A 20,825-nucleotide genomic window follows, 5' to 3' on the forward strand; every position below is an offset into this window, starting at 1 on the left:
CGGCCCGCCCGGAATGATCCGGGCGGGCCCGATGTTGTCAGGCCTCGCGGGGTATTCGAAACCAGGCAACATAGAGAGCCGGCAGGAAGAGCAGCGTCAGCAGCGTGCCGACGACAATGCCGCCCATCATCGCGTAGGCCATCGGGCCCCAGAATATCTCCCTGGAGATCGGGATCAGCGCGAGTGTGGCCGCAGCCGCCGTCAACATGATCGGGCGCATCCGGTGCTCCGTCGCTTCGATGACGGCCTGCCAGGGTGGCATGCCCTCGCTTCGAAGCTGCTCGATCTGCACGATGAGGATCACCGAGTTGCGGATCAGGATGCCGATCAGCGCCAGGATGCCGAGGATCGCGACGAAGCCCATCGGCGAATTGCTGAAGAGCAGCGCCGCGACAACGCCGATCAGCGCGGTGGGTGCGACGGCGAAGACCAGGAAGAGCCTGCTGAAACTCTGCAGCTGGATCATCAGGATCGTCGCCATGATGAACAGCATCAGCGGCGCGACAGCAGCGATCGGCCCCTGTGCCTTGGCGCTTTCCTCGACCGAACCGCCATCGACGATGCGGTAGCCGCTCGGAAGGCCCTTGCGGAACTCGTCGACTTTCGGCTTCAGCTCGGTGACGATCGTCGCTGGCTGCGTCGGTCCGACGACTGCCGCCTTCAGCGTGATGGTCGGTATGCGGGTGCGCCGCCAGATCGTCGGCTGCTCCAGTTCGTAGTGGAAATTCGCAACCGCCGACAGGGGCACGGAGTTGCCGTTGGCGCCGCCAAGCTGGAGGTTTTGCAGCGTCTCGATCGAACCGCGTTCCGAGGTCTGGGCCCGGCCGATCACATTGACGAGATAGATGTCGTCGCGGATCTGCGTGGCCGCCGAGCCCTCGACGATGCTGTTGAGCGCCGTGGCGATATCCTGCGAGGAGACGCCGAGCTGGCGTGCCTTGTCCTGGAGCACATCGACCTTGACCACGCGCGACGGTTCGTTCCAGTCGAAGGTCATGTTTGACAGCAGCGGATGCTGGCCGACGATGCCTGCGAGCTGGTGGGAGAGCTCACGGACCTTCTGGATGTCAGGCCCGCTGACGCGATACTGCACGGGCTTGCCGACCGGCGGGCCGATGTCGAGCAGCTTGACGAAGGCGTCGGTTCCGGGGAAGGTTTTCGTCAGGTAGGCCTGCAGCTCCTCCTTGACCTTGTCGCGAACGTCGAGCCCCTTGGTGACGATGACGGTCTGGCCGAAGGAGACGTCGGGCGTCTGCACGTCGAAGGAGAGGATGAAACGTGGAGCGCCCTGGCCGACATAGCTCGTCCAGTGGTCGATATCCTTGTTGCCGGCCAGCATCTCGCTTTCGAACTTCGCCATCTGCTTGTTCGTCTCCGAAATCGAGCTGTTCTGCGGCAGGTTCCAGTCGACGATCAGTTCGGGCCGGTCGGAGGAGGGGAAGAACTGCTGCTGCACGAGGCTCATGCCGCCGATGGAGAGGGCAAACACCGCCAGCGTCGCGCCGATGGTTATCCAGCGCCAGCGCAGGGCCAGGCCGAGCAGCGATGAGAAGATCCGCGCGAAACGGCCTTTCTGCTCATGATGCGATTTCATGGTCTTCGGGAGGATGGTCACGCCAAGCAGCGGCGTGAACAGGACCGCCACCACCCATGAGACCAGGAGCGAAACGGCGATGACCACGAAAAGCGTGAAGGTGAATTCGCCAGCGGCGCTGCTGTTGAGGCCGACGGGGATGAAGCCCGCGACCGTCACCAGCGTACCGGTCAACATGGGGAAGGCGGTCGAGGTGTAGACATAGGTTGCCGCCTTTCGGAGATCGTCGCCGACCTCCAGGCGGGCCACCATCATTTCCACCGCGATCATCGCGTCGTCGACCAGAAGGCCAAGGGCGATGATCAGTGCGCCAAGCGAAATTCGCTGCATCGAGATGCCGCTATAGGCCATGACGAGGAAGGTGATCGCCAGCACCAGCGGGATGGAGATGGCGACCACCAGACCTGCGCGCACGCCGAGGCTGATGAAGCTGATCGCAAGCACAATGACGATCGCTTCAAAAAGCGCACGCGTGAAGCCGGAGACAGCCTCGTCGACGACGGCGGGCTGATCGGAGACGCGTTCGACATCGACGCCGACGGGAAGATCGGCGGTGACCTGCTTGATCTCCTTGTCGAGCGCTTCGCCGAATTCGAGCAGGTTCGAGCCTGTTTTCATGCCGATCGCAAGCCCGATCGCCGGCTGGCCGTTATAGCGGAAGAGCGCGGAGGGCGGATCGACATAGCCGCGCTTGATCGTGGCGACATCGGTCAGCGGGAAGAAGCGGTCGTTGACGCGAAGATTGATCGATTTCAGGCTTTCCTCTGAGGTGAACTGGCCGCTCACCCGCAAGGCGATGCGCTCGGGACCGGCATCGACGAAGCCCGATTGCGTCACGGCATTCTGCGCCTGCAGCGTTTCGATCACGGATTGCTGGTTGAGGCCGAGGGCGGCGATCTTGCGTGTCGAGAATTCGAGATAGATCGCCTCGTCCTGCGCGCCGATAATGTCCACCTTGCCGACATTAGGCACGGTCAGCACTTTGGCGCGCGCATCCTCGACCAGATCGCGAAGCTGGCGCTGCGTCAGCCCGTCGCTCGTAAAGGCGTAGATATTGCCGAAGACGTCACCGAAGCGATCGTTGAAGAACGGCCCGATGACGCCGCTCGGGAAATCACCCTTGATGTCGCCGATCATATTGCGCACGCGCATCCAGATGGCGTTGACATCCTTGGCCTTGGTCGTCGGCAGCAGTTCCACGAAGATGGTCGTCTGCCCGGCCACCGTTTCGCTCCTGGTGTAGTCGAGCGATTCCAGCTCTTCGAGCTTCTTTTCGACGCGGTCGGTGACCTGCTTGGTCACTTCCTCGGCCGATGCGCCAGGCCACTGCACCTGGATGACCATGGTCTTGATGGTGAAATTGGGATCTTCCTCGCGGCCGAGGCTGATATAGGAAAAGGCGCCGGCCAGAATGAAGACGATCATGAAATACCAGACGAGCGAACGATGCTCGAGCGCCCAGTCGGAGAGGTTGAATTTTTTCACGGAGAATTTTCCTCAGTCTATTCTGACGGCCTGGCCATCGACGAGTTTGTGAACACCGGCAACGACGACGCGTTCGCCCGCGCTGATGCCCTCGGCGATGCGAACGGAGCCTCCCTCGGCAAGGTCGCCGTCTATCCTGACCGGACGGATGGAAACCTTGGCGGCGGCGGTATCGACCACCCAGACAACAGGCTTTCCATCTTTCGTGAGGACGGCGGAGGAAGGCAGCAGGATGGTCGGCTGGGCGTCTACGGTTGCGGTTGCGGTGACGACGGATCCCAGACGGAAGGCCGGCGGCGGAGCGATGAGCGCTATCTTTGTGCGTCGCGTGCGCGTCGTGGATTCGGCTTCTGGGGCGATCTCCCTGACGGTGCCGCTCGTGCGGATGGTCGGGTCGAGCTGCAAGGCGACCTCGAAGGGCGAGCCGACCTTGAGGCCGTCGAAGCTTGCGACGGGAATGTCGATCACCGCGTCGCTCTGTTCGGGGCGGGCGATAGTGACGATGCTCTGGCCGGCGGAAACGACCTGGCCCACTTCGGCCGACGTGGCGGTGACTACGCCGTCGAATTCCGCCCGGAGCTGGGCATATCCCAGCTGCTCTTCGGCCTTGTCCAGATTGGCCTGCGCCTTGGCGACCGCAGCACTGGCGCTCTTGCGCCCGAGTTCGGCCTCTTCGTAGGCCGCTTCGCTTCCCGACCGGCTTTCAAGCAGGGAGCGCTGGCGCTCTTCGGTGGAAGCGGCATTCGCCAACTGCGCCTGGGCGTTGGAAAGCTCCGACTGCGAACTTTTGACCGCAAGCTCCAGCGCCAGCGGATCGATGGCGGCAACGACATCGCCCTTTTTCACGACATCGCCGACGCTGACTTTGCGCGCGATGACCCGCCCGAGCACGCGAAAGGCCAGTTGCGTCTCGATTCTCGCCTGGACAGTGCCCGGCAGGGTCAGCGCGGAGGCCGCGGTCGGCGCGACGACGACGGAGAGAACAGGGCGGGGCGGCTCTTGGCGGGCTTCTTCCTGCTTCTGGCAGGCGGTCAGCAACAGTGATGCGAGGATCGCAAGGCCGGCTGTGGTACGGATATTCATTCTACCGCTTCCTTGTCATAGGTGACGACCTCGCCCGGCCGCAGGAATTTCGTGCCGTCGACGACGACGATATCTCCGGGTGCAACACCGGCGCGTACCGCAAAACGGCCGGTCTCATAGTTGGAGACATCGACCGGGCGGAGGGATACGCTCGATGAGGCGGGATCGACGATCCAGACGGCCGGCTGGCCGCTCCTGGAGGACATGGCTGACCACGGCAGCTCGATCGCATCTTTCGCCTTCGTGCGGAAGGAGCCGACGACGGGCGCGCCGAGCTGCATGTCCGGCGTTGGGTCGAGACCCACCTTGACCCGGATCGTTCCGGTCGACGGATCGATCGTCGGCGAGATTTCGCGCACCGAGGCTTCGACCTTGCGGGACGGCGCCGAGAGGGGGCTGACGCTGACAGTGCTTTCCAGGTTGCGGCCGAGGTACAGGGACTCGAAGACGTTGAAGACGGCATCGCGCGGTCCGTCATGCGCAAGCGTGAAAATCAGCTGTGCTGCCTGAGCGACCTGGCCGACTTCTGCATTTCTGGCGGTGATGACGCCATCGGCATCGGCGCGCAGTTCCGTGTAGGAGAGCGCGTCCTGCGCCGTATCGAATTGCGCCTGTGCCAGTTTCACGCCGCCCTCGGCAGTCAAAAGGGCTTCCTGGGCCTGATCGAGTGCGGCGCGGGTGGCAACCTGTGTCCTGAAAAGGCTCTGCTGTCGGTCGAAGGCGAGTTGGGCCTGCGTTCGCTGGGCAATGGCCGACTGCAGGTTTGCGGTGGCGACGCCGAGATCGGCCTTCTGCTCTTCGGCGTCCATGCGTGCCAGCACCTGACCGGCCTTCACCGACGAGCCGACATCGACGAGACGCTCGACGATGCGCCCGCTGACCCGGAAGGACAGGTCGCTTTCCACACGGGCGCTGACCTCGCCTGTTATGGCGTTGGTTTCGACTGCCGGCGTGACCTTGGCCACGACGGCTTCCACATTTTTCGGCCTTGCCTCTCTCGCGTTTTGCTCTTCGCATGAGGCGAGCGCGGCTGCGCTCACACCCAGCCAGGCGGCAACAAGGACAGTTTTCATGGTTGACCTCTTGCATTGGTTCGGCAGACGCATAATATTGACTAACCAATCAGTCAATGAAAATTTCTTGACGCCCAGCCACGAAAAAAGCTCAAGGTGAGGCATGCCCGATACGAAAAAACTGACACGCGCCGAGCAAAAGGCCCGTCGACCGGTAGAGATCCTGGAGGCGGCGTTCGAAGAGTTCGTCGAGCGCGGTTTTATCGCGACGCGCGTCGAAGACATCGCCGCCAGGGTGGGGGTCACGAAGGGAACGGTCTATGTCTACTTCGAGACGAAAGAGCAGCTCTTCGAAGCGATGATCAGGCACATTTCGGTGCCGCTGGAAGGTTTTCTGACGCGGGTAACCGAAGAGAAGGGCACCGCAGTGGAACGGTTGCAGAAGACCATCGAGCAGATCTACGATCTCATGATCAGCGATCGCAGATTGCGCGAGATGATGCGGTTCATCATCGCCGAAGGTTCGCGCTTCCCCCAGATCGTCGACAGGCACCACGAGGCCTTCATCGATCCCCTCGATATGCAACTGCAGTCTGTCATCGATGACGGCGTAAGGCTTGGCGAATTCCGCTCGGCGCCGGCCGCGTTTTCCGACGCAGTCGTGGCTCCCGCCATCACTTTCCTGTTTTTCAAGCTCCTCTTCGACGAGCGGCGCGTGCTGGACAAAGATGCTTATGTGAAGGCGCATCTCGATCTCGTTCTGCATGGGCTGCTGGCCTGATCTGCCCTGCCGGCGCCGGCGGGGTTGCCACCCGTGGTAAAACCGCAAGATCGGTCGAGCGCATCATGTCCGCCCGCGTTTAGTTGGTGCCGCCACGGAGGATACGGAATAATGAAGGCGGCGCTTCGAAACTATCATGCCCGGATGCAGCGGGTGCTGGATTACATAGACCAGCACCTGGACGAGGATCTGGACCTGGAGGCACTGAGCGGCATCGCAGCCTTCTCGAAATTTCACTTTCACCGGCAGTTCTCCGCAACCTTCGGGTTGTCGGTGCATCGCTATGTCCAGCTTGCCCGTTTGAAGCGCGCTTCGCACCGGCTGGCTGCGAACGGTAACGAGAGCGTCACCGACATCGCGATGGACGCCGGTTACGGTGCGCCGGATGCTTTCGCCCGCGCCTTTCGGCAAAGGTTCGGGCAATCGCCTTCGTCGTTCCGGAAATCGCCAGACTGGGCTCCGTGGCTTGCGGCCTTCAGGCCTCTCGAAAACGCAAGGAGCAAGCTGATGCAGATTATCTATGAAGAAAGTGACGTGACGATCCGCGAGGTGCCTGAAACGCCGGTGGCGATCCTGGAGCATCGGGGCGACCGGGCGGGGCTTAACGCCAGCATCGAGCGGTTCATAGCCTGGCGCAAGGCGGCCGGCCTGTCACCCGAGACGAGCCCGACCTTCAACATCTTCCGTTCCCCGAGGACGCCTGCGAATCCCGCCGATTACAGCATGGATCTGTGCGTGGGGACGGACCGGCCGATCGATGCCGATGACGAGGTGATGAAATCAGGCGTGATCCCCGGCGGGCGTTGCGCCGTCATTCGCGTCGTCAGCGATACCCACAATCTGGAGCCCGCGGCACTCTACCTCTATCGGGACTGGCTGCCGGCCAGCGGCGAGGAAGCGCGCGATTTCCCGATCTATTGCCAACGGCATTTTTCCTTCTTCCCTGGTGTGCCGATCCATGAGGTCGTGGCGGAGCTGTTCCTGCCGCTGAAATAGCCCTGCAACAGCGGCCTATTGCTTCGGCCGCTGCAGTTCGTTTGCGTGATCAGGCCGGAACGTAGGTCAGCCTGATCACGTCTTCGTCGATACGATCGCTGGCCACGAGGCGAAGCCGCGGCCGGGGACCGGCGAACAGCGGTTTTCCGCGGCCGAGCACAACAGGGTGGAGGTAGAGCCGGTATTCGTCGATAAGGCCAAGGTCGCTCAGGCTCCGCGCCAGATCCGGTCCGCCGACGCCAATCTCTCCGACGAGCCGAGCCTTCAGCTCGCGTATCACCGGCTCGAAGTCATCTCCGACGAGCGTGGCATTGGGGCCGACCGATTTCAGCGAGCGCGACACGACCCATTTCGGCTGGTACCGCCAAGCAGCCGCGAAGTCTCCTCCCGCCGGTTCCCAGTCGGCATGGTCTTCGTCCCAATAGCGCATCACTTCATACAGGCGGCGGCCGTAGACGATGCCCGAGAGATTGCGCACATGATCGATAAAGTGACGGAAGAGCGCGGGGCCAGGCGCAAATGCCTGATGGTCCACGTAGCCGTCCAGTGACTGGTTCATTCCGAATACGAGCTTGGCCATGGCCTCTTCCTCCTGAGTCCCGGTTCTAATTGCATCATGCAATCGGTTTCAGCATAGCTTTGCCGGTTTTAAATCGCAATCGGTTTTGGGGCGGCCATGGACACCCTATGCTTGGGCTGCTGGCTATTGGCCCATGCACTCATGCTGCGGGTGAGGGCGCCACCCGCCTGTGAAACCTTTCGATTTGTCATCCGTTGTCGCTGTCATGACCGACGCTAAAACCCATTCGACATCGGTCGACGGCGCCAAAGCCGATGGTGCCGAGGAGACGCGCAGGGGGAAGGTGGCGGCTGCCGAGGCCGCGCCGCCGCCAGACGTTATCGAACCCGATCCGACGCTCACGCCCGAGGAGGCTGAGCGGGTGCGCAAGAAATATCTGCTGCGGCGGTTTTGGATCAGCGCTCGGGGTTACTGGGGCCGCGGCGGCGATGGTTGGGCGTGGCCGTGCACCATCGCACTGCTCGTTCTTATCGGCGCCAATGTCGGCTTCCAGTATGGGATCAATCTCTGGAACCGCAAAATTTTCGACGCCATAGAGCGGCACGACGCCGGCACTGTCTATTATCTCAGCGCCGTCTTTCTGCCGCTCGTGGCCGGAAGCGTCGTCCTCGTTACCACGCAGGTCTATGTCCGCATGATGATCCAGCGGCGGTGGCGACGCTGGCTGACGACCGCGCTAATTGCTCGCTGGTTGGCAAACGGCCGTTATTATCAGCTGAACCTCATCGGCGGCGATCACAGGAATCCCGAGGCGCGCATATCCGAGGATATGCGGATCGCCACGGAATCGCCCGTCGATTTCATTGCCGGCGTCATCTCGGCCTTCCTGTCGGCCTCGACGTTCATCGTGGTTCTGTGGACGATCGGCGGAGCATTGAGCCTGCCGATCGGCGACATGACCGTCACCATTCCAGGCTTCCTGGTCGTCACGGCGGTGCTCTACGCCCTCATCACCTCGACCACGATTGCCGTCATCGGCCGTCATTTCGTTCGGGTTTCCGAGGTCAAGAACCAGGTGGAGGCCGAATTTCGCTATACGTTGACGCATGTGCGCGAAAATGGTGAGAGCATTGCGCTGCTCGGCGGTGAAGAGGAAGAGCGCAGCGACCTCGACAAAACGTTCAGCAATGTCTTGAGGCAATGGGCGCTGCTTGCCCGCCAGCATATGCGCACGACCTTCGTGTCGCATGGATCGATGCTGGTCGCGCCTGTCGTGCCCGTCCTGCTCTGCGCCCCCAAGTTTCTCGAAGGCAACATGTCGCTCGGAGAGGTTATGCAGGCAGCGTCGGCCTTCGCCATCGTTCAGACCGCTTTCGGATGGCTGGTCGACAATTATCCGCGGCTTGCCGACTGGAATGCCTGTGCGCGGCGCGTCGCTTCGCTGATGATGTCGCTTGACGGGCTGGAGCGCGCCGAACAGAGCGACGCCCTGGGGCGCATCCAGCATGGCGAAACGAAAGGCGAGGCGATGCTGAGCCTCAACGATCTCGCCGTGTCGCTCGACGACGGCACGGCCGTGGTCAAGGAGACCCGGGTGGAGATCGAGCCCGGCGAGCGGGTGCTCGTCGCCGGCGAATCCGGCTCGGGCAAGAGCACGCTGGTGCGCGCCATTTCAGGCCTCTGGCCCTGGGGCCATGGCAGCGTCGATTTCCATCCCGACAGGCGGTTGTTCATGCTGCCGCAGCGGCCCTACATTCCGTCGGGCACGCTGCGCCGCGCCGTCGCCTATCCCAATGCCGCAGACGGCTGGCCGTTGGAGGAGATCAAGGCGGCGCTCGACAAGGTCGGGCTCAATTATCTCGACGTGAAGCTCGAGGAAGAGGCGCCATGGGACCAAATCCTGTCAGGCGGCGAAAAGCAGCGGCTCGCCTTTGCGCGGCTGCTTCTGCACCATCCCGACATCATCGTGCTCGACGAGGCGACCTCCGCCCTCGATGAAAAGAGCCAGGACAAGATGATGGAAATGGTGATCCGCGAATTGCCCGAAGTCACCATCATCAGCGTTGCGCACCGCGCCGAGCTCGAAGCCTACCACAGCCGCAAGATTATATTGGAGCGGCGTGAGGGCGGCGCAAAGCTGGTGAGCGATATCGATCTCATCCCGCGCAGGAGGAAGCGCAATGTGCTGTCACGTCTACTGGACAGCCGGCCGACGGGCGGCGTGCGCTCCGGCAATATGGCGACCTCGCAGGAGAAAAAATGAGAATCTCTCCTGGCGTCCGGCGGGCAACAGCCTCCGCTTGCTGGGAAAACGGACTATCGACAATATGTGATGCGGGCTGCAATCGGTTCAGAGACTGTCAGCCTTCACGGACATGGCGCTCTTCAACGGCAGTAGAGCGTGAGGCAATGTAGACAGCAGGATCTCTCTTGGCACCCCGTCGGCCGCCTGCACCGACAAGCCGTGGAGAAAAGCAGCGTAGAATTCGGCCAGCGCGCAGGGGTCGGCATCAGATTTCAACTCGCCTGTCTCCGACGCCTTTTTCAGACGCTCGTGTAGGGATCCAGCGCGGTCCCGCCGGTATCGGCCGAGCCGCGTGCGAACGGCTTGGCTATTGATCGTATAGTTGGTGGCCGCCATCACGATCATGCAGCCATGCGGGTGATTTGGACGCGTATAAAGCAGGACCGCATCCCGCAGAAGCCGCTTGAAGGCATCGAGAACATTCGGTTCTTCAGCCAGCGCACGAGTGGCAAATCCACCCTCGCCGGAGGCATACAGTGTGACCGCTTCCTGGAACAATGCCTCTTTCGATTCGAAAGCGGCGTAGATGCGCGCCGAAGCGATGCCCATGGCTTCGACGAGATCGGCCATCGAGACGCCTTCGTAGCCTCGCTCCCAGAAGAGGTCGCGGGCTTTGGCCAGCGCCTCGTCGCGATCAAATTCCCGCGGCCTTCCTGCCATCTTCGACCTCAATCTTTGTCACTCAACAAATAATGGCCTTGACTCGGCTACGCAAGCCTCACATTGTTTGTTGATCGACAAAGAATTGACGGAGAGGATAAATGGACCACATTGCAGAAAGATCATCGGTCGGAACCGGCACGGCAAATTTCAACCGGGCGGCTGCGCTCGCGCTCCTCGCATTTGCACAGTTGATCATCTCGCTCGATATCAACATCGTCTTCGTCGCTTTGCCCAAGATCGGCGAAGGCCTCAACTTTTCGGGTCAGACGCTGCAGTGGGTCGTCAGTGCCTACACGGTCTTTTGCGGCGGTTTTCTGCTATTCGGCGGACGTGCGGCGGACCTTATCGGCCAACGCCGGCTGTTCATCACGGCGCTCGGGCTCTATGCGGCATCCTCATTGGTGGGGGGATTGGCTCGGGTGCCCGCGGTCATCATCGCAGCGCGAGCTATCCAAGGCATTGGCGGCGCTTTTCTCTTTCCTGCCACGCTTTCGCTCGTCAACCGGCTGTTTGCGGAGGGCGCGGCGCGTAACCGGGCTCTGGCGGTCTGGGGAGGGGCCGGTGCCAGCGGTCTTACGATTGGATCGCTTGCCGGCGGTTTTCTAACGAGCGCTTTTGGCTGGCCGTCGGTGTTTTTCGTCAATGTTTTCCTTGCCTTGATTGCAATCGTCGCAGCCTTTTTCGTCATCCCGCGAGATCCGCGCGTGTCTCATGGCCGCTCCTTCGACTTGCCGGGAGCGCTGGCGGTTACCGGAGGCGCCACTCTGCTGGTGTTCGCACTCGTCCAGGGACCGGTGTTCGGATGGAATGCCGCACCGATTCTGTGGTCCTTCGCTCTATCGGCGCTTCTTCTGCTGGCGTTCATGATCATCGAGTCGCAAAGTCGCGATCCACTGATGCCTCTCAGGCTGTTTGGCAATCGCATGCTGGTGGCAAGCATGGCCATCACCTTTCTCTACATGGGTACGTTTGGGGCGCTGCCGTATTTTCTGACAGTGCTGTTTCAGGATATCCACCATTTCACAGCCTCAGAGACGGGTCTTGCTTTCCTGGTTCCCTCGCTTGCCATTGCTGCCGGCACTCAAATCGGCGAGCGCTATGCGTCACGCTTTTCGGCGCGATCGACATTGATCGCGGGAATGCTGGTAGGGGCGGCGGGCACCATTATCATGGTGAGCGGGGCATGGCCTGAAAGCAGCTACGCAGCCATCGTTCCCGGTCTGCTCGTCTCGGGGATCGGTCAGGGCGTCGTGTGGACCGCAATGTGGATCATCGCCGGTTCCGGAGTACCGGATCGCGAACAGGGCGTTGCATCAGGGATGGCGTCCACGACGATGAACATAGGCAACGCAGTTGGTCTTGCCGTCCTTGTTGGCTTTGCCAACGCCCATGCCGGTTTCGCAGAGGGCAAGATGTCCGCCGGCGATCTGGCGAGCGGCGTACGTCTTGCCTTTTGGCTTTGCGCAGCGGGTGGCGTCACCGCCACGGCTATAGCCGTGGCAGCGCTGATCCGACCGCGGCAATCGCAGTAAAGCCCCAAAGATGTCCGGGCCGGCGCGGCTACGGACGAGCGACTGCCGACAGGAATTCCTGCGTATTCGTCAGGATGGCGTCACCCATGAAGCGCAACCCGTCGATGGAGCGTTTGGCGGCCTCGGCATCCCCATAGCCGCACGCGTCTTCGATCAGGATCGGCACGATGCCGAGGTCGGCGGCATGGCGGCAGGTCGGTTCGATGCCGATTTCCATCGCAATGCCGCAGATGGCAAGCGCTGAAAGGCCGGCATCGCGCATCGCGAGTTCCAGCGGTGTTCCCTCGAAAGCCGACATGCCGAGCTTGTCGAAGACGAAATCCTGCTCCCGCGGGGGGAGTTCCGGAATGATCTGGACCGCTTCGCTGTCGCGCAGGAACCAGGGTTTCACGGCGTCCGGATCGTCGGTGCGCTGCCATGCCATCGCCATGCGCGTAGCAAACAGCCCCATCCAGGGTTTGGGCAGCGAAAGATGGCGGCAGAAGGCAATCCGCATTCCGGCGCGTCTGGCGGCGGCAACGATTTCGGCGATGCGGCGGGCGGTTTCTTCCGCGCCCGGAACCTGCCTGTAAATCCCGACCTGCATGTCGTAGACCAGCAAAGCGGCTCGGTCGGCAGAGAGCCAGTCTGCCAGTGTCGTGGGTATCGTCATCGGCGCTATCCCTGACAATAGTGACCGCCCTTAGTAGGACATGGCCATGCATTTGAACAGCGGGCGGTGCAATTGCCGCGATCCAGACGCGAGCGCTTTTGGGTGCGGTCCCGTGATTGGCGCATCCGAACAACGGCGCATGTCTGAGGGGCTGCGCATTGAATTATAGCAATGTATCGAATATATCTATTATCGGTTTCTAATAATAAAGTATTCACTGATCTGCTCTATCAATAGGTATAAACGAAAGAGGGAGGGTCCTCTGTTTATAGTCTCCGTATTGGACGAGGGTGAAGAAAGAAACTTTGTCGCCGTGGGCTTACACATCAGTGGCGGCCGGGTTCGTATCGATGTCGGCGGCGTCGAACATCAGTTCAAACTCGTCGACCTCATCGATATTCTGTCGATCGACCATCGACGTCTGCCGGTGATCGAAAGGCGCGTGGGCCCCGCGGCGCACTGCCATTGATCACGCTCTCGCGAATCAGAGCATTTCCGTCCGAACTACGAAAATGCTCTATCTCTTTGTTTAGACGCAAAACCGTTACGCACTTTTGCTCGAATTGCTCTACCCGCGATAGCACGCTCGAGGTCGGTGATACCGATCTTTTTCATCTTTTACATTGCCTGCAAAACCGCTCCGCCTTTTCCTTGTCCGGATTGACGGCGTAGGGCCGTCGTCCATCTCGAAGGCTCCAGGATCAAGGTTGGACTTAAGACAGTGACGGCGTGTTGAGGAGCTGGATGCCTGCAGGTAGAAGGTTGAATTTTAGGCAACCGGAGCTGAACCAAAAAAACATTACGCTCTTGTCGAGAACGGATCGGCTCGTACGTCTATTTCAAGTGAGGGCGCGGAAAACCATCATGCGCGCCCGTCAACTTCCGACAACAAGCATGAGATGGCCGAATGGCGGTCGCATCGTGAGACGGTCGGAATAGATCCAGGGAGCGAACACATGGACATGAGCGAATTGAGACCCGCGAAGGAACTGGCCGCGAAACGTGTGAGCAAGTTCACGAACGAAACTCCGCAATACGCCGAGGCGAGGACGGCCCTGCTTGCAGAGGAAATCGAAGTCAGGCGACATCTCACCAGGCTTGCGGAGCAGCGCCGGCGCCTGCCTCCGGGCCCCGTTGTTGAGAAGAACTATCGCTTCAGGGACGAGAACGGCAGCGAAGTCGGCTTGGTAGACCTATTCGGGCATCATGATACCCTTGTAACGTACTTCTGGATGTTCGGCCCGCAGCGCGAACGGCCGTGTCCCATGTGCACGAACTTTCTCGGCGGAGCGAACGGAAACGGCGCGGACATCAAGCAACGGGTCGCTTTCAAGATCATCGGTCGCAGCCCGGTGGCACGGCAACGCGCCTTCGCTATCGAACGCGGCTGGCGTAACCTTGATTTTATCCAGACCGTTGGCGACGACTATGCCCGAGACCTGGGTCTCCTCAACGACAACGGATCTGAAAATCCGGGGTTCACGGTCTACCAGAAGGACGGGAGAGATGTCCGCGTCTTCTACAATGGCGAGATGCCGGCCGAAGCGGCGGACCCCGGCCAGGATCCCAGGGGCGCAGTCGATATCGCACCACTCTGGAATATTCTGGACATGACGCCGGCCGGCCGCGGCACGGACTGGTACCCGAAGCTCAATTACTGAGCTCACGCGCTATCAGCCTGACAGAAGCGGAACTCGGCGGACATATTCATTGATCGACGCCCAAAAATCCGAAGTGCCATCGCATGCGAGAAAATGCGCGCGATGGCACATTTCGGAGGCACCGATAGCATCGACGGCTTCTGATGCTGACAAGACGTCGCGATACGGCTGGAACTGCGCTGTTAAGTCTTTCTCAACCACAATGGATGAGCGTGTGTAAAGTTTATCATGACTTTCCCTCGACGATAAAAGGCGTCGTGCAGATTTCAGGAGAATGTGCCGTGCCCAAAGGGTGCTCGCTCGCCGGCTTTGCCAGCCTTCTTTCCTTGTCGATTGCGGTATCGATTTCCGCGCAGGCATCCGCAGCAGAACATAGCTCGCCGATCCCTGACTGGCTCGTGGAGCACGTCGGCGAAGGAAATGGCGAGATTGCGCGCCCGGTGCTGGAGCGTGCGCGGGCGCTTTACCTCTCGCAAATCGCAGAAGGCAAAGTGAAGAACGCCTGCTATTTCGCCATGGACGCAACGCGGCCGAACGACCTGAGCAACGGGCAATCGGGCGGGCGGTTCTACATGATCTGCGAGGCAGAACATTCGTTTCGCGTGATCTCCGCCGGCCATGGCGGCGGTCGCAATCTGCCGGGCGTCGTGAACTTTTCGAACGACCGGAAATGCGCAAAAAACTTCGGCAATGCGCTGGATTCCAACCTTACCGCCGGAGGAGCGTATTTGACGAGCGAGATCAAGACGACCTTCAGAGGCTACTACCGAACAACCGCCGATCGAGAAGCGGTCCTCACCCGATCATTCGTGCAGTTCGACGGCATTGGGGAGACGGCGAATGCCAGACAGCGGGCGATTGGTGGGCATGCTGCAGCCCTTGTTTCGGGGATATGCATGCAGAAAAAGCCCGAAAGTACCTATGCCGATCGTGACGGTTTCGTTCCGCTTGGAAAGCTAGTGACCTATGCGGGCGGACGCAGCGATGGCTGCACCAGCTGGTCGCCGGCAGAAACGCCACAGGTTCTGTCGATGGTGAAAGACAATCCGACGACACTCTACATCTATCCAGAGTCCCGCGATATCAGGGCGGTCTCGCAATCTGTCGCAGCGGGTCAATCTCCCGCCCGCAGCGGACTGTATTGGAACTCTTCCTGCCTGAAGGACATCGGCTCTCCTGCTTTCTGGGCGAAGGAGAAACTCGAGCCGATTATCGTCCAGTACACTAAAAATCATCCCGCACCGCCGCCGCGTCCGGTGCCCCTCTGTGAAGCAGCGTCAAACTGACGCGAGCCTCAGCCACCTCACCATGTCGTTTTCCCTAACAGCCTTTTCCTGCCTCGGCGCCAGTGTGAGCTTTGACGACCAATCGGAGTTCAGAATAACTCCCAAAATCGCTACGCACTTTTGCTGGAATTACTCTCTACCCGCGATAGGCGCGCTCAAGATCGGCGATAACGATTTTCTTCATCTTGTACATTGCCTGCAGGACGCGCCCTGCCTTCTCCTTGTCCGGATCGGCGACCATCTGCAGCAAGGCCGTCGGACTGACTTGCCAGTAGACACCGAATTTGTCCGTCAGCCATCCGCACGGCTGTTCCTTGCCGCCACCTGATGTCAGGGCATTCCAGTAATAGTCGGTCTCAGCTTGGTCGCCGGTCTCGATCAGGAACGAAAAGGCCTCGTTATAGGGTACGCGCGAGTGGGCGTTGAGAGCGGCGACCGGCAGGCCGGTCAACTCGAAGCGGACGACCGACAATTCGGGATCGGGAAGTTCGATACGGCCGCCGACCTTCGAGTCCTTGAAGATGGACGTGTAAAACTCCATCGCTTCCTCGGCCTGCGATGCGAACCATAGATGGGGATAGATCTTCATTTCGCTTCTCCCTCAATAACCGCAGCGAGCCGCTGCCGGCCGGTCCTGCATCCGGTTTATGGACCCGTCCCAATCGCGCTCGAAGCCGATGTCGCGCAGCCGGTGATCGGAAAAACGGGCAATCTGCCGCATCGTCCATTGCTGCCGCAGGGCTGCAAACAGGCGTGCGGTTCGTCCGCCGACCGCGGCGATGAATCCTGCCATGTCTGCAATGGGCCGGCGTAGAGATATCGGCGCGATGCAGCCGCGTGCTTCGTCGTACGTATGAGAGATGGTCACAGGAACCTCCGTCTTGCTTCGATTCGTTCTGTCAGAGGCCGAATGGCCTGTCTGATAAGGCGAAGTTGCGCTGATTGAGGCTGGACGACAACCGAATATTCCTGCAGTATTTGTGAGTAGTACTCACAGGTAAAACGATGGCACGCCGACTTCCTCCGCTCACCACGCTTCCCGCTTTCGATGCTGCGGCCCGCCACCTGAGCTTTACGAAGGCCGCGGCCGAACTCCATGTGACGCATGGGGCCATCAGCCGGGCGATCCGCAATCTGGAAGAGCAGCTCGGCACGCGGCTCTTCCAGAGAGGAACCCGGTCTGTCCAGCTCACGCCGACTGGGGCCGCTTATGCTGCCGATATCGGCGCCGCGCTCGATCGGATCGGCGCAGCGACGGTCGTCGCCTCGGCGCCGCGCTCGTCCGGTATTCTCAATGTCAGCACATCGGACGGTTTTGCCGGCCGCTGGCTCGTGCCGCGGCTCAATCGCTTCCACCGCGCGCACCGCGACATCGACGTGCGGCTCTCGACCTCAGGCCTGTTTGCGGATTTCCTGCGGGACGGGATCGATATCGCGATCCGCTTCGGCGCCGGCGACTATGAGGGCGTCGTCTCGGAGTTCCTTGCCGACGAGGAGGTCTTTGCCGTCTGCAGTCCGGAACTGGTCGAGGGCGAACATCCTCTGCGGTCGCCGGCCGATCTGAAGTTTCACCGGCTCATCCATGACAATTTCCGCATCGACTGGGCGACCTGGCTCCAGGCCGCCGGCCTTGACGATATCGATCCCAGCGGCGGCTTGAGGTTCGATTCCGCCGCTTACGCGGTCGAGGCTGCCGTGCAGGGCGAGGGCGTGCTGCTCGGCAGAAGCGCGCTCGTTTCGGCCGACCTTGCTGCAGGGCGCCTGATACGCCCCTTCGACCTCGGCCTGAAGTCCAGATGGAAATATTACGTCGTTTATCCCGAGGGGGCGCTGCGCCAGAGGAAGGTCAAGGCATTTCGGGATTGGCTGTTCAGCGAAATGGCGGACGGATAAGGCAGCGACAGATGCGGCCTCCGCGCGTCAGCACCCGCTTATCGACAAAGCCAAAACTTATGCGTGAGAACGGAACCTCGAGCCGAGCCCCAAGTTTTGCCGGATGACTCTTGAAGCACATGGAGGTTTTCATGCTTCTGAAGCTCATCACAGTATCCGCTCTTTCCATCGGGCTAGCCACCTCCGCGATGGCGCAGTCAACAGGCGTCGGCGGTGGCGCAGGCGGTACCGGAGGCGGCGCAGCCGGCGCGGGTAGCGGTTCCGGCGGCGTTCTGCTCGTCCCTGGCGCCGGTGGCGCAGGCGGTGCTCGTGGCGCGTCCGGCAGCGGTCTGACCAATCCCAGTGGCGTCGGTGGCGCCGGTGCTGATACCGGAACAGGCATCGGCAATACGATGTCGCCGGATATGAACAGCACCAACAGCACGGTCCCCGATCCCGATACGACCAATCCGGGCGTGCGCGGTCCCTCCGGCACCGGCAATGGAATGGGCCGCGGAACGCCCGATTGTAACGGCATGTCCGGCACCGGTGCGGCGTCGGGACTTCCCGAATCGGATTCGTCCGCACAGTTGCGCCCGAACTGCTAGAGCGCCTTGCGTCCACGGGCGCGCAAAGGACGCTCTAACTCTTTGAATCTACGCATTGGATTTTCCGAAAATCATTCCGATTTTCGGGCCGGCGATGCAGTATGCTGACGAGAGTCAGAAAGGCCATTGCGCCAATATTTCGAACTCAATCTCCCGTTTTGCCATATTACCACCTATAGCTGTTGAAGCCATGTGGGCGAGGGGCATCGATGAAGAGATTGATTGTTTTTTCCGTCATTGCGATTGCGGCCGGCTCCGCGCGTGCGAGCGAGATTCCGTTTTTTACCAGTCCTGACGTGCCCGATTACACCGCAAGAATGATCGTGCATGAGAACTATTCGAAGGAGGGGGGGCGCCAGCGGATCGTCCAGCATCACAATGGCTGGACCCATATCGAAGAGGAAAGAGGCGATGAAACTGATGTCTATTACGGACATTTCTTCAAGAACGTGATTTTGACCGCGAACAGGAAGGATGGAGAGATCACGTCGTTTATGGTTCGCCAGGTCGAGCCGTCCCAAGATTATTATGGCATCAGGGAAGTGAAGGAAATCGACGATGTGGAGACGGTGGGCGGTGAACAGTGTCGTTGGCGTGAGTTCATTCGGGGAAAGCCACAGAAGGGATTTTCGGGGCCTTTCTATTTGAGTTGCCTGACCGGTGATGGGATCGAGGTCGCCACGAAAGTGCTCCTCTCCCGAGGTGAGGTGACATCCGAGACGCGGCTGGTCGAGCTGCAGCGCGGCCCCGTGCCCGAGACGGCGATACGACCGCCCTTACAGCTCTTCACAGCCAGCAACTGGCTGAAGCCGTTGTCGGGCTATGAGGATTACACGCCGAACGCTCCCGACTTTGATGCTAGGCTGGTCAGCGACAGATCCGAAGAGAGGCTTTTACGGCATTATCCCTGGTGGCTCCGACAGCGCAGTCGGGAGGATGGATTCATTCTGATCACAGTCTGGAACGAACGCGAAGACCAAGGTCTTCAATATTCCTTGTCCAAGGGGCAACGCGAGTTCAGAGGCGTCCGCTCTTTGGCGAACCCAGGTCAATTCTTCCGTAGGTTCGATGGGGTCTATGGAATGGCCGACATGGGAAAACAGGAGCGCCTGCTCGGCGAGGACTGCGCGTGGTTTGACCGGCAGCCCGACTCGGCCGACGCGGGCCTGTGGCAATGCCTGACCTCGGACGGTATCCCGCTCATAGACAACCATTGGTCTGGTTGGGGTGACGGCGAGATATTTAGGATCGTGTCGTTAACGCGTCGGCCTGTGCACATGGATGAAATGCAGCCGCCTCATGAATATCTCGATCCAGCCTCCTGGGGATTTGTAGGGGCACAGTAACAGCGGGATAGCCGCCTCAGCTGCGCAGAACCTCACGCTGACGTCGGTCATCCTTGCTCCCGTGATGAAATCGATAAATGTCCAGAACGTCGTCAAGATGTAGCCGTGAGCGGCAAGATCGGCCGGCACCTTCGGCGTCGGATTGTTTTCGAAATAGACGGATGAGCCGACGATGGTGGTGCAATAATCCGGCGTCAGCCGCATCGCCATCATGTCCCGGATGCAGCAAACCGCCGGGCCGCATGCCGGCATCGGCCATCCGGATGATATTGCCGGCGCCGTGACTTGGCTGGCTAGTGCGGAGGCGGCATTCGCCACAGGTCAGGCATCCTGGTGGACGGCGGCTATGCATCGGCGGGATGCACTGAGGTTCTGATCGGAATCTTCGGACCAAGAGCGTCGCCGCATTGTGCCGCGCGCCTGCGATCGTTATGCAGCAGGGCGTCGAAGGGCCTTGCTCGCGTCGGGAGATTGCGGCGCCGTTTCCCTCCGATCCTCTGCCTCGCCATCTCGGAACGTAAAATGTGGGCAGCCGCGACAGTCGCCCCGGCGCGGACAAGCGGCCGCGATGCCGGCCTCGCTGTTTGGTTTGCACATGGTTTTTTTCCAGACATTTTCGGCGATGCTGCGGGCGGAGCCCCCCGGTCCTCCGCCCGCAGCAGTCTTCACCGGCGCACACTTGCTGCCGTTCAGGCGGCCAGCTTCAGCGCGTCTGCAAGCTTGGCGAAATCGCCGGCCGACAGCCCCGGACGGACGGCGAAGTCGATGACGGCCTGGAAGATTTCCGGCGGCGCATCCTTCTTCATGGCGCCGAGAAGTGCGGCACGCTCCGCCGGATTGATCGCAGGGATCATGATGCGCATGAAGGCCATGCTCTTTTCCGGCGGCAGGGAGCCGATGATGTTCATCTCGATGCCGAAGATCTCCTGGTCGTTGAAGTGGCGCCACAGGAGAGGGCCGGTGACCGCCTCCTCCTCGTGCATATGCGCGAAGTCATCGGCGATATAGGCGGCAAAGGCGAGATAGAGCTTGCGCCCGCAGGCGGCCTTGTGCAGCGGCCAGGCCTTTTCCCAGTCGACAACAAGTTCTTCCAACTCGCGGAAGGCAGTGCGGTGGTCGTCGTGCTGCTCGTCCAGCGTGACGGTCGACACGCCCTTTTCTGCGAGCGCCACATGGATGTTGTCGTCCTCGTGCATCACGTGGGAGGCGGCAAGCATCAGATAATGGCGCAGGTCGTCGATCAGGAAGACCGTCTCTTCGACATTCTGGAAATCGGCCGTGCCGAGGCGTCCGAGCAGGTCGCAGCCGGCCTTGCGCAGGCCCTTGTGTATGGCGCCGTAAATGTCGTAACGGCCGTTGAGATCGGGGATGCTGGCAAGCGAGAATTCATGGCTCATGATGGTTTTTCCTCTCGTCGGCCGGCGCCTC

General features: G+C 60.8%; 19 protein-coding genes. 9 read left to right on the forward strand and 10 right to left on the reverse strand.

The annotated features are described in order from the left end of the window. Window positions 1-37: 37 nt before the first annotated feature. From FHX15_RS09680 to FHX15_RS09690, 3 genes are read right to left on the reverse strand one after another with little or no spacing between them, the layout of a single operon-like run. Window positions 38-3,079 carry an efflux RND transporter permease subunit gene (locus FHX15_RS09680; RefSeq protein WP_184396071.1) on the reverse strand — a complete coding sequence of 1,014 codons (3,042 nt, stop codon included), beginning with the start codon at window positions 3,077-3,079 and terminating at the stop codon, window positions 38-40. Between the two features lie 12 nt (window positions 3,080-3,091). Continuing rightward, the gene (locus tag FHX15_RS09685) at window positions 3,092-4,162 is read right to left on the reverse strand and encodes an efflux RND transporter periplasmic adaptor subunit (protein WP_184396074.1); all 1,071 of its coding nucleotides are present in this window, start codon (window positions 4,160-4,162) and stop codon (window positions 3,092-3,094) included. Beyond that, window positions 4,159-5,235 carry an efflux RND transporter periplasmic adaptor subunit gene (locus FHX15_RS09690; RefSeq protein ID WP_184396077.1) on the reverse strand — a complete coding sequence of 359 codons (1,077 nt, stop codon included), beginning with the start codon at window positions 5,233-5,235 and terminating at the stop codon, window positions 4,159-4,161. Before FHX15_RS09690 ends, FHX15_RS09685 begins: the two co-directional genes overlap by 4 nt. A 103-nt stretch (window positions 5,236-5,338) precedes the next feature. Here FHX15_RS09690 and FHX15_RS09695 point away from each other — a divergent pair, with 103 nt between their 5' ends. Beyond that, window positions 5,339-5,956, forward strand: coding sequence for a TetR/AcrR family transcriptional regulator (locus FHX15_RS09695; protein ID WP_184396080.1), 618 nt, complete (start codon window positions 5,339-5,341; stop codon window positions 5,954-5,956). Window positions 5,957-6,067: 111 nt separating this feature from the next. After that, window positions 6,068-6,952, forward strand: a complete 885-nt coding sequence (locus FHX15_RS09700) for a GyrI-like domain-containing protein (protein ID WP_184396082.1) — start codon at window positions 6,068-6,070, stop codon at window positions 6,950-6,952. 49 nt (window positions 6,953-7,001) lie between these two features. On the opposite strand, the gene FHX15_RS09705 is transcribed toward FHX15_RS09700, so the two are convergent. Further along, the gene (locus tag FHX15_RS09705) at window positions 7,002-7,532 is read right to left on the reverse strand and encodes a dihydrofolate reductase family protein (RefSeq protein ID WP_184396084.1); all 531 of its coding nucleotides are present in this window, start codon (window positions 7,530-7,532) and stop codon (window positions 7,002-7,004) included. Window positions 7,533-7,737: 205 nt separating this feature from the next. On the opposite strand from FHX15_RS09705, the gene FHX15_RS09710 reads away from it, so the two are divergent. After that, a complete protein-coding gene (locus FHX15_RS09710; protein ID WP_184396086.1) occupies window positions 7,738-9,735 on the forward strand; it encodes an ABC transporter ATP-binding protein/permease in 1,998 nt (665 codons plus the stop codon). 87 nt (window positions 9,736-9,822) lie between these two features. Here FHX15_RS09710 and FHX15_RS09715 read toward each other — a convergent pair whose 3' ends face one another. Further along, complete coding sequence (locus FHX15_RS09715) at window positions 9,823-10,437, reverse strand: TetR/AcrR family transcriptional regulator (RefSeq protein WP_184396088.1); 615 nt, start codon at window positions 10,435-10,437, stop codon at window positions 9,823-9,825. A 101-nt stretch (window positions 10,438-10,538) separates the two neighbouring features. Between FHX15_RS09715 and FHX15_RS09720 the strand changes: the two genes are divergently transcribed. Next, the gene (locus tag FHX15_RS09720; RefSeq protein ID WP_210290643.1) at window positions 10,539-11,972 is read left to right on the forward strand and encodes an MFS transporter; all 1,434 of its coding nucleotides are present in this window, start codon (window positions 10,539-10,541) and stop codon (window positions 11,970-11,972) included. Between the two features lie 28 nt (window positions 11,973-12,000). Here the strand turns inward: FHX15_RS09720 and FHX15_RS09725 are convergent, their stop codons facing one another. After that, window positions 12,001-12,624, reverse strand: coding sequence for a cysteine hydrolase (locus FHX15_RS09725; protein ID WP_184396090.1), 624 nt, complete (start codon window positions 12,622-12,624; stop codon window positions 12,001-12,003). A gap of 319 nt (window positions 12,625-12,943) precedes the next feature. Then, window positions 12,944-13,090 (reverse strand): hypothetical protein, encoded by a 147-nt coding sequence (locus tag FHX15_RS09730; protein ID WP_184396091.1) that lies wholly within the window; start codon window positions 13,088-13,090, stop codon window positions 12,944-12,946. A 490-nt stretch (window positions 13,091-13,580) separates the two neighbouring features. Here FHX15_RS09730 and FHX15_RS09735 point away from each other — a divergent pair, with 490 nt between their 5' ends. Further along, the gene (locus FHX15_RS09735; protein ID WP_184396094.1) at window positions 13,581-14,285 is read left to right on the forward strand and encodes a DUF899 family protein; all 705 of its coding nucleotides are present in this window, start codon (window positions 13,581-13,583) and stop codon (window positions 14,283-14,285) included. Between the two features lie 281 nt (window positions 14,286-14,566). Beyond that, complete coding sequence (locus FHX15_RS09740) at window positions 14,567-15,571, forward strand: hypothetical protein (RefSeq protein WP_184396097.1); 1,005 nt, start codon at window positions 14,567-14,569, stop codon at window positions 15,569-15,571. Between the two features lie 136 nt (window positions 15,572-15,707). Here FHX15_RS09740 and FHX15_RS09745 read toward each other — a convergent pair whose 3' ends face one another. Beyond that, entirely contained in the window at window positions 15,708-16,160 is a 453-nt protein-coding gene (locus tag FHX15_RS09745; protein WP_184396100.1) for a VOC family protein, read from the reverse strand. Between the two features lie 12 nt (window positions 16,161-16,172). After that, on the reverse strand, window positions 16,173-16,439 hold the full coding sequence (locus tag FHX15_RS09750) for a DUF1127 domain-containing protein (protein WP_312861810.1): 267 nt from the start codon (window positions 16,437-16,439) through the stop codon (window positions 16,173-16,175). Window positions 16,440-16,576: 137 nt separating this feature from the next. On the opposite strand from FHX15_RS09750, the gene gcvA reads away from it, so the two are divergent. The 3 genes from gcvA (at window position 16,577) to FHX15_RS09765 (ending at window position 19,397) form a co-directional block, all read left to right on the forward strand. After that, the gene (gcvA, locus tag FHX15_RS09755; RefSeq protein WP_184396102.1) at window positions 16,577-17,464 is read left to right on the forward strand and encodes a transcriptional regulator GcvA; all 888 of its coding nucleotides are present in this window, start codon (window positions 16,577-16,579) and stop codon (window positions 17,462-17,464) included. A 131-nt stretch (window positions 17,465-17,595) separates the two neighbouring features. Further along, entirely contained in the window at window positions 17,596-18,051 is a 456-nt protein-coding gene (locus FHX15_RS09760) for a hypothetical protein (RefSeq protein WP_184396105.1), read from the forward strand. Window positions 18,052-18,260: 209 nt separating this feature from the next. Then, complete coding sequence (locus FHX15_RS09765; protein WP_184396108.1) at window positions 18,261-19,397, forward strand: hypothetical protein; 1,137 nt, start codon at window positions 18,261-18,263, stop codon at window positions 19,395-19,397. Between the two features lie 689 nt (window positions 19,398-20,086). Here the strand turns inward: FHX15_RS09765 and FHX15_RS09770 are convergent. Beyond that, the gene (locus FHX15_RS09770; RefSeq protein ID WP_184396111.1) at window positions 20,087-20,794 is read right to left on the reverse strand and encodes a hypothetical protein; all 708 of its coding nucleotides are present in this window, start codon (window positions 20,792-20,794) and stop codon (window positions 20,087-20,089) included. Window positions 20,795-20,825: the final 31 nt, after the last annotated feature.

Origin of the sequence: Rhizobium sp. BK650 (assembly GCF_014195325.1) — a bacterium.
Lineage (GTDB): Bacteria > Pseudomonadota > Alphaproteobacteria > Rhizobiales > Rhizobiaceae > Rhizobium.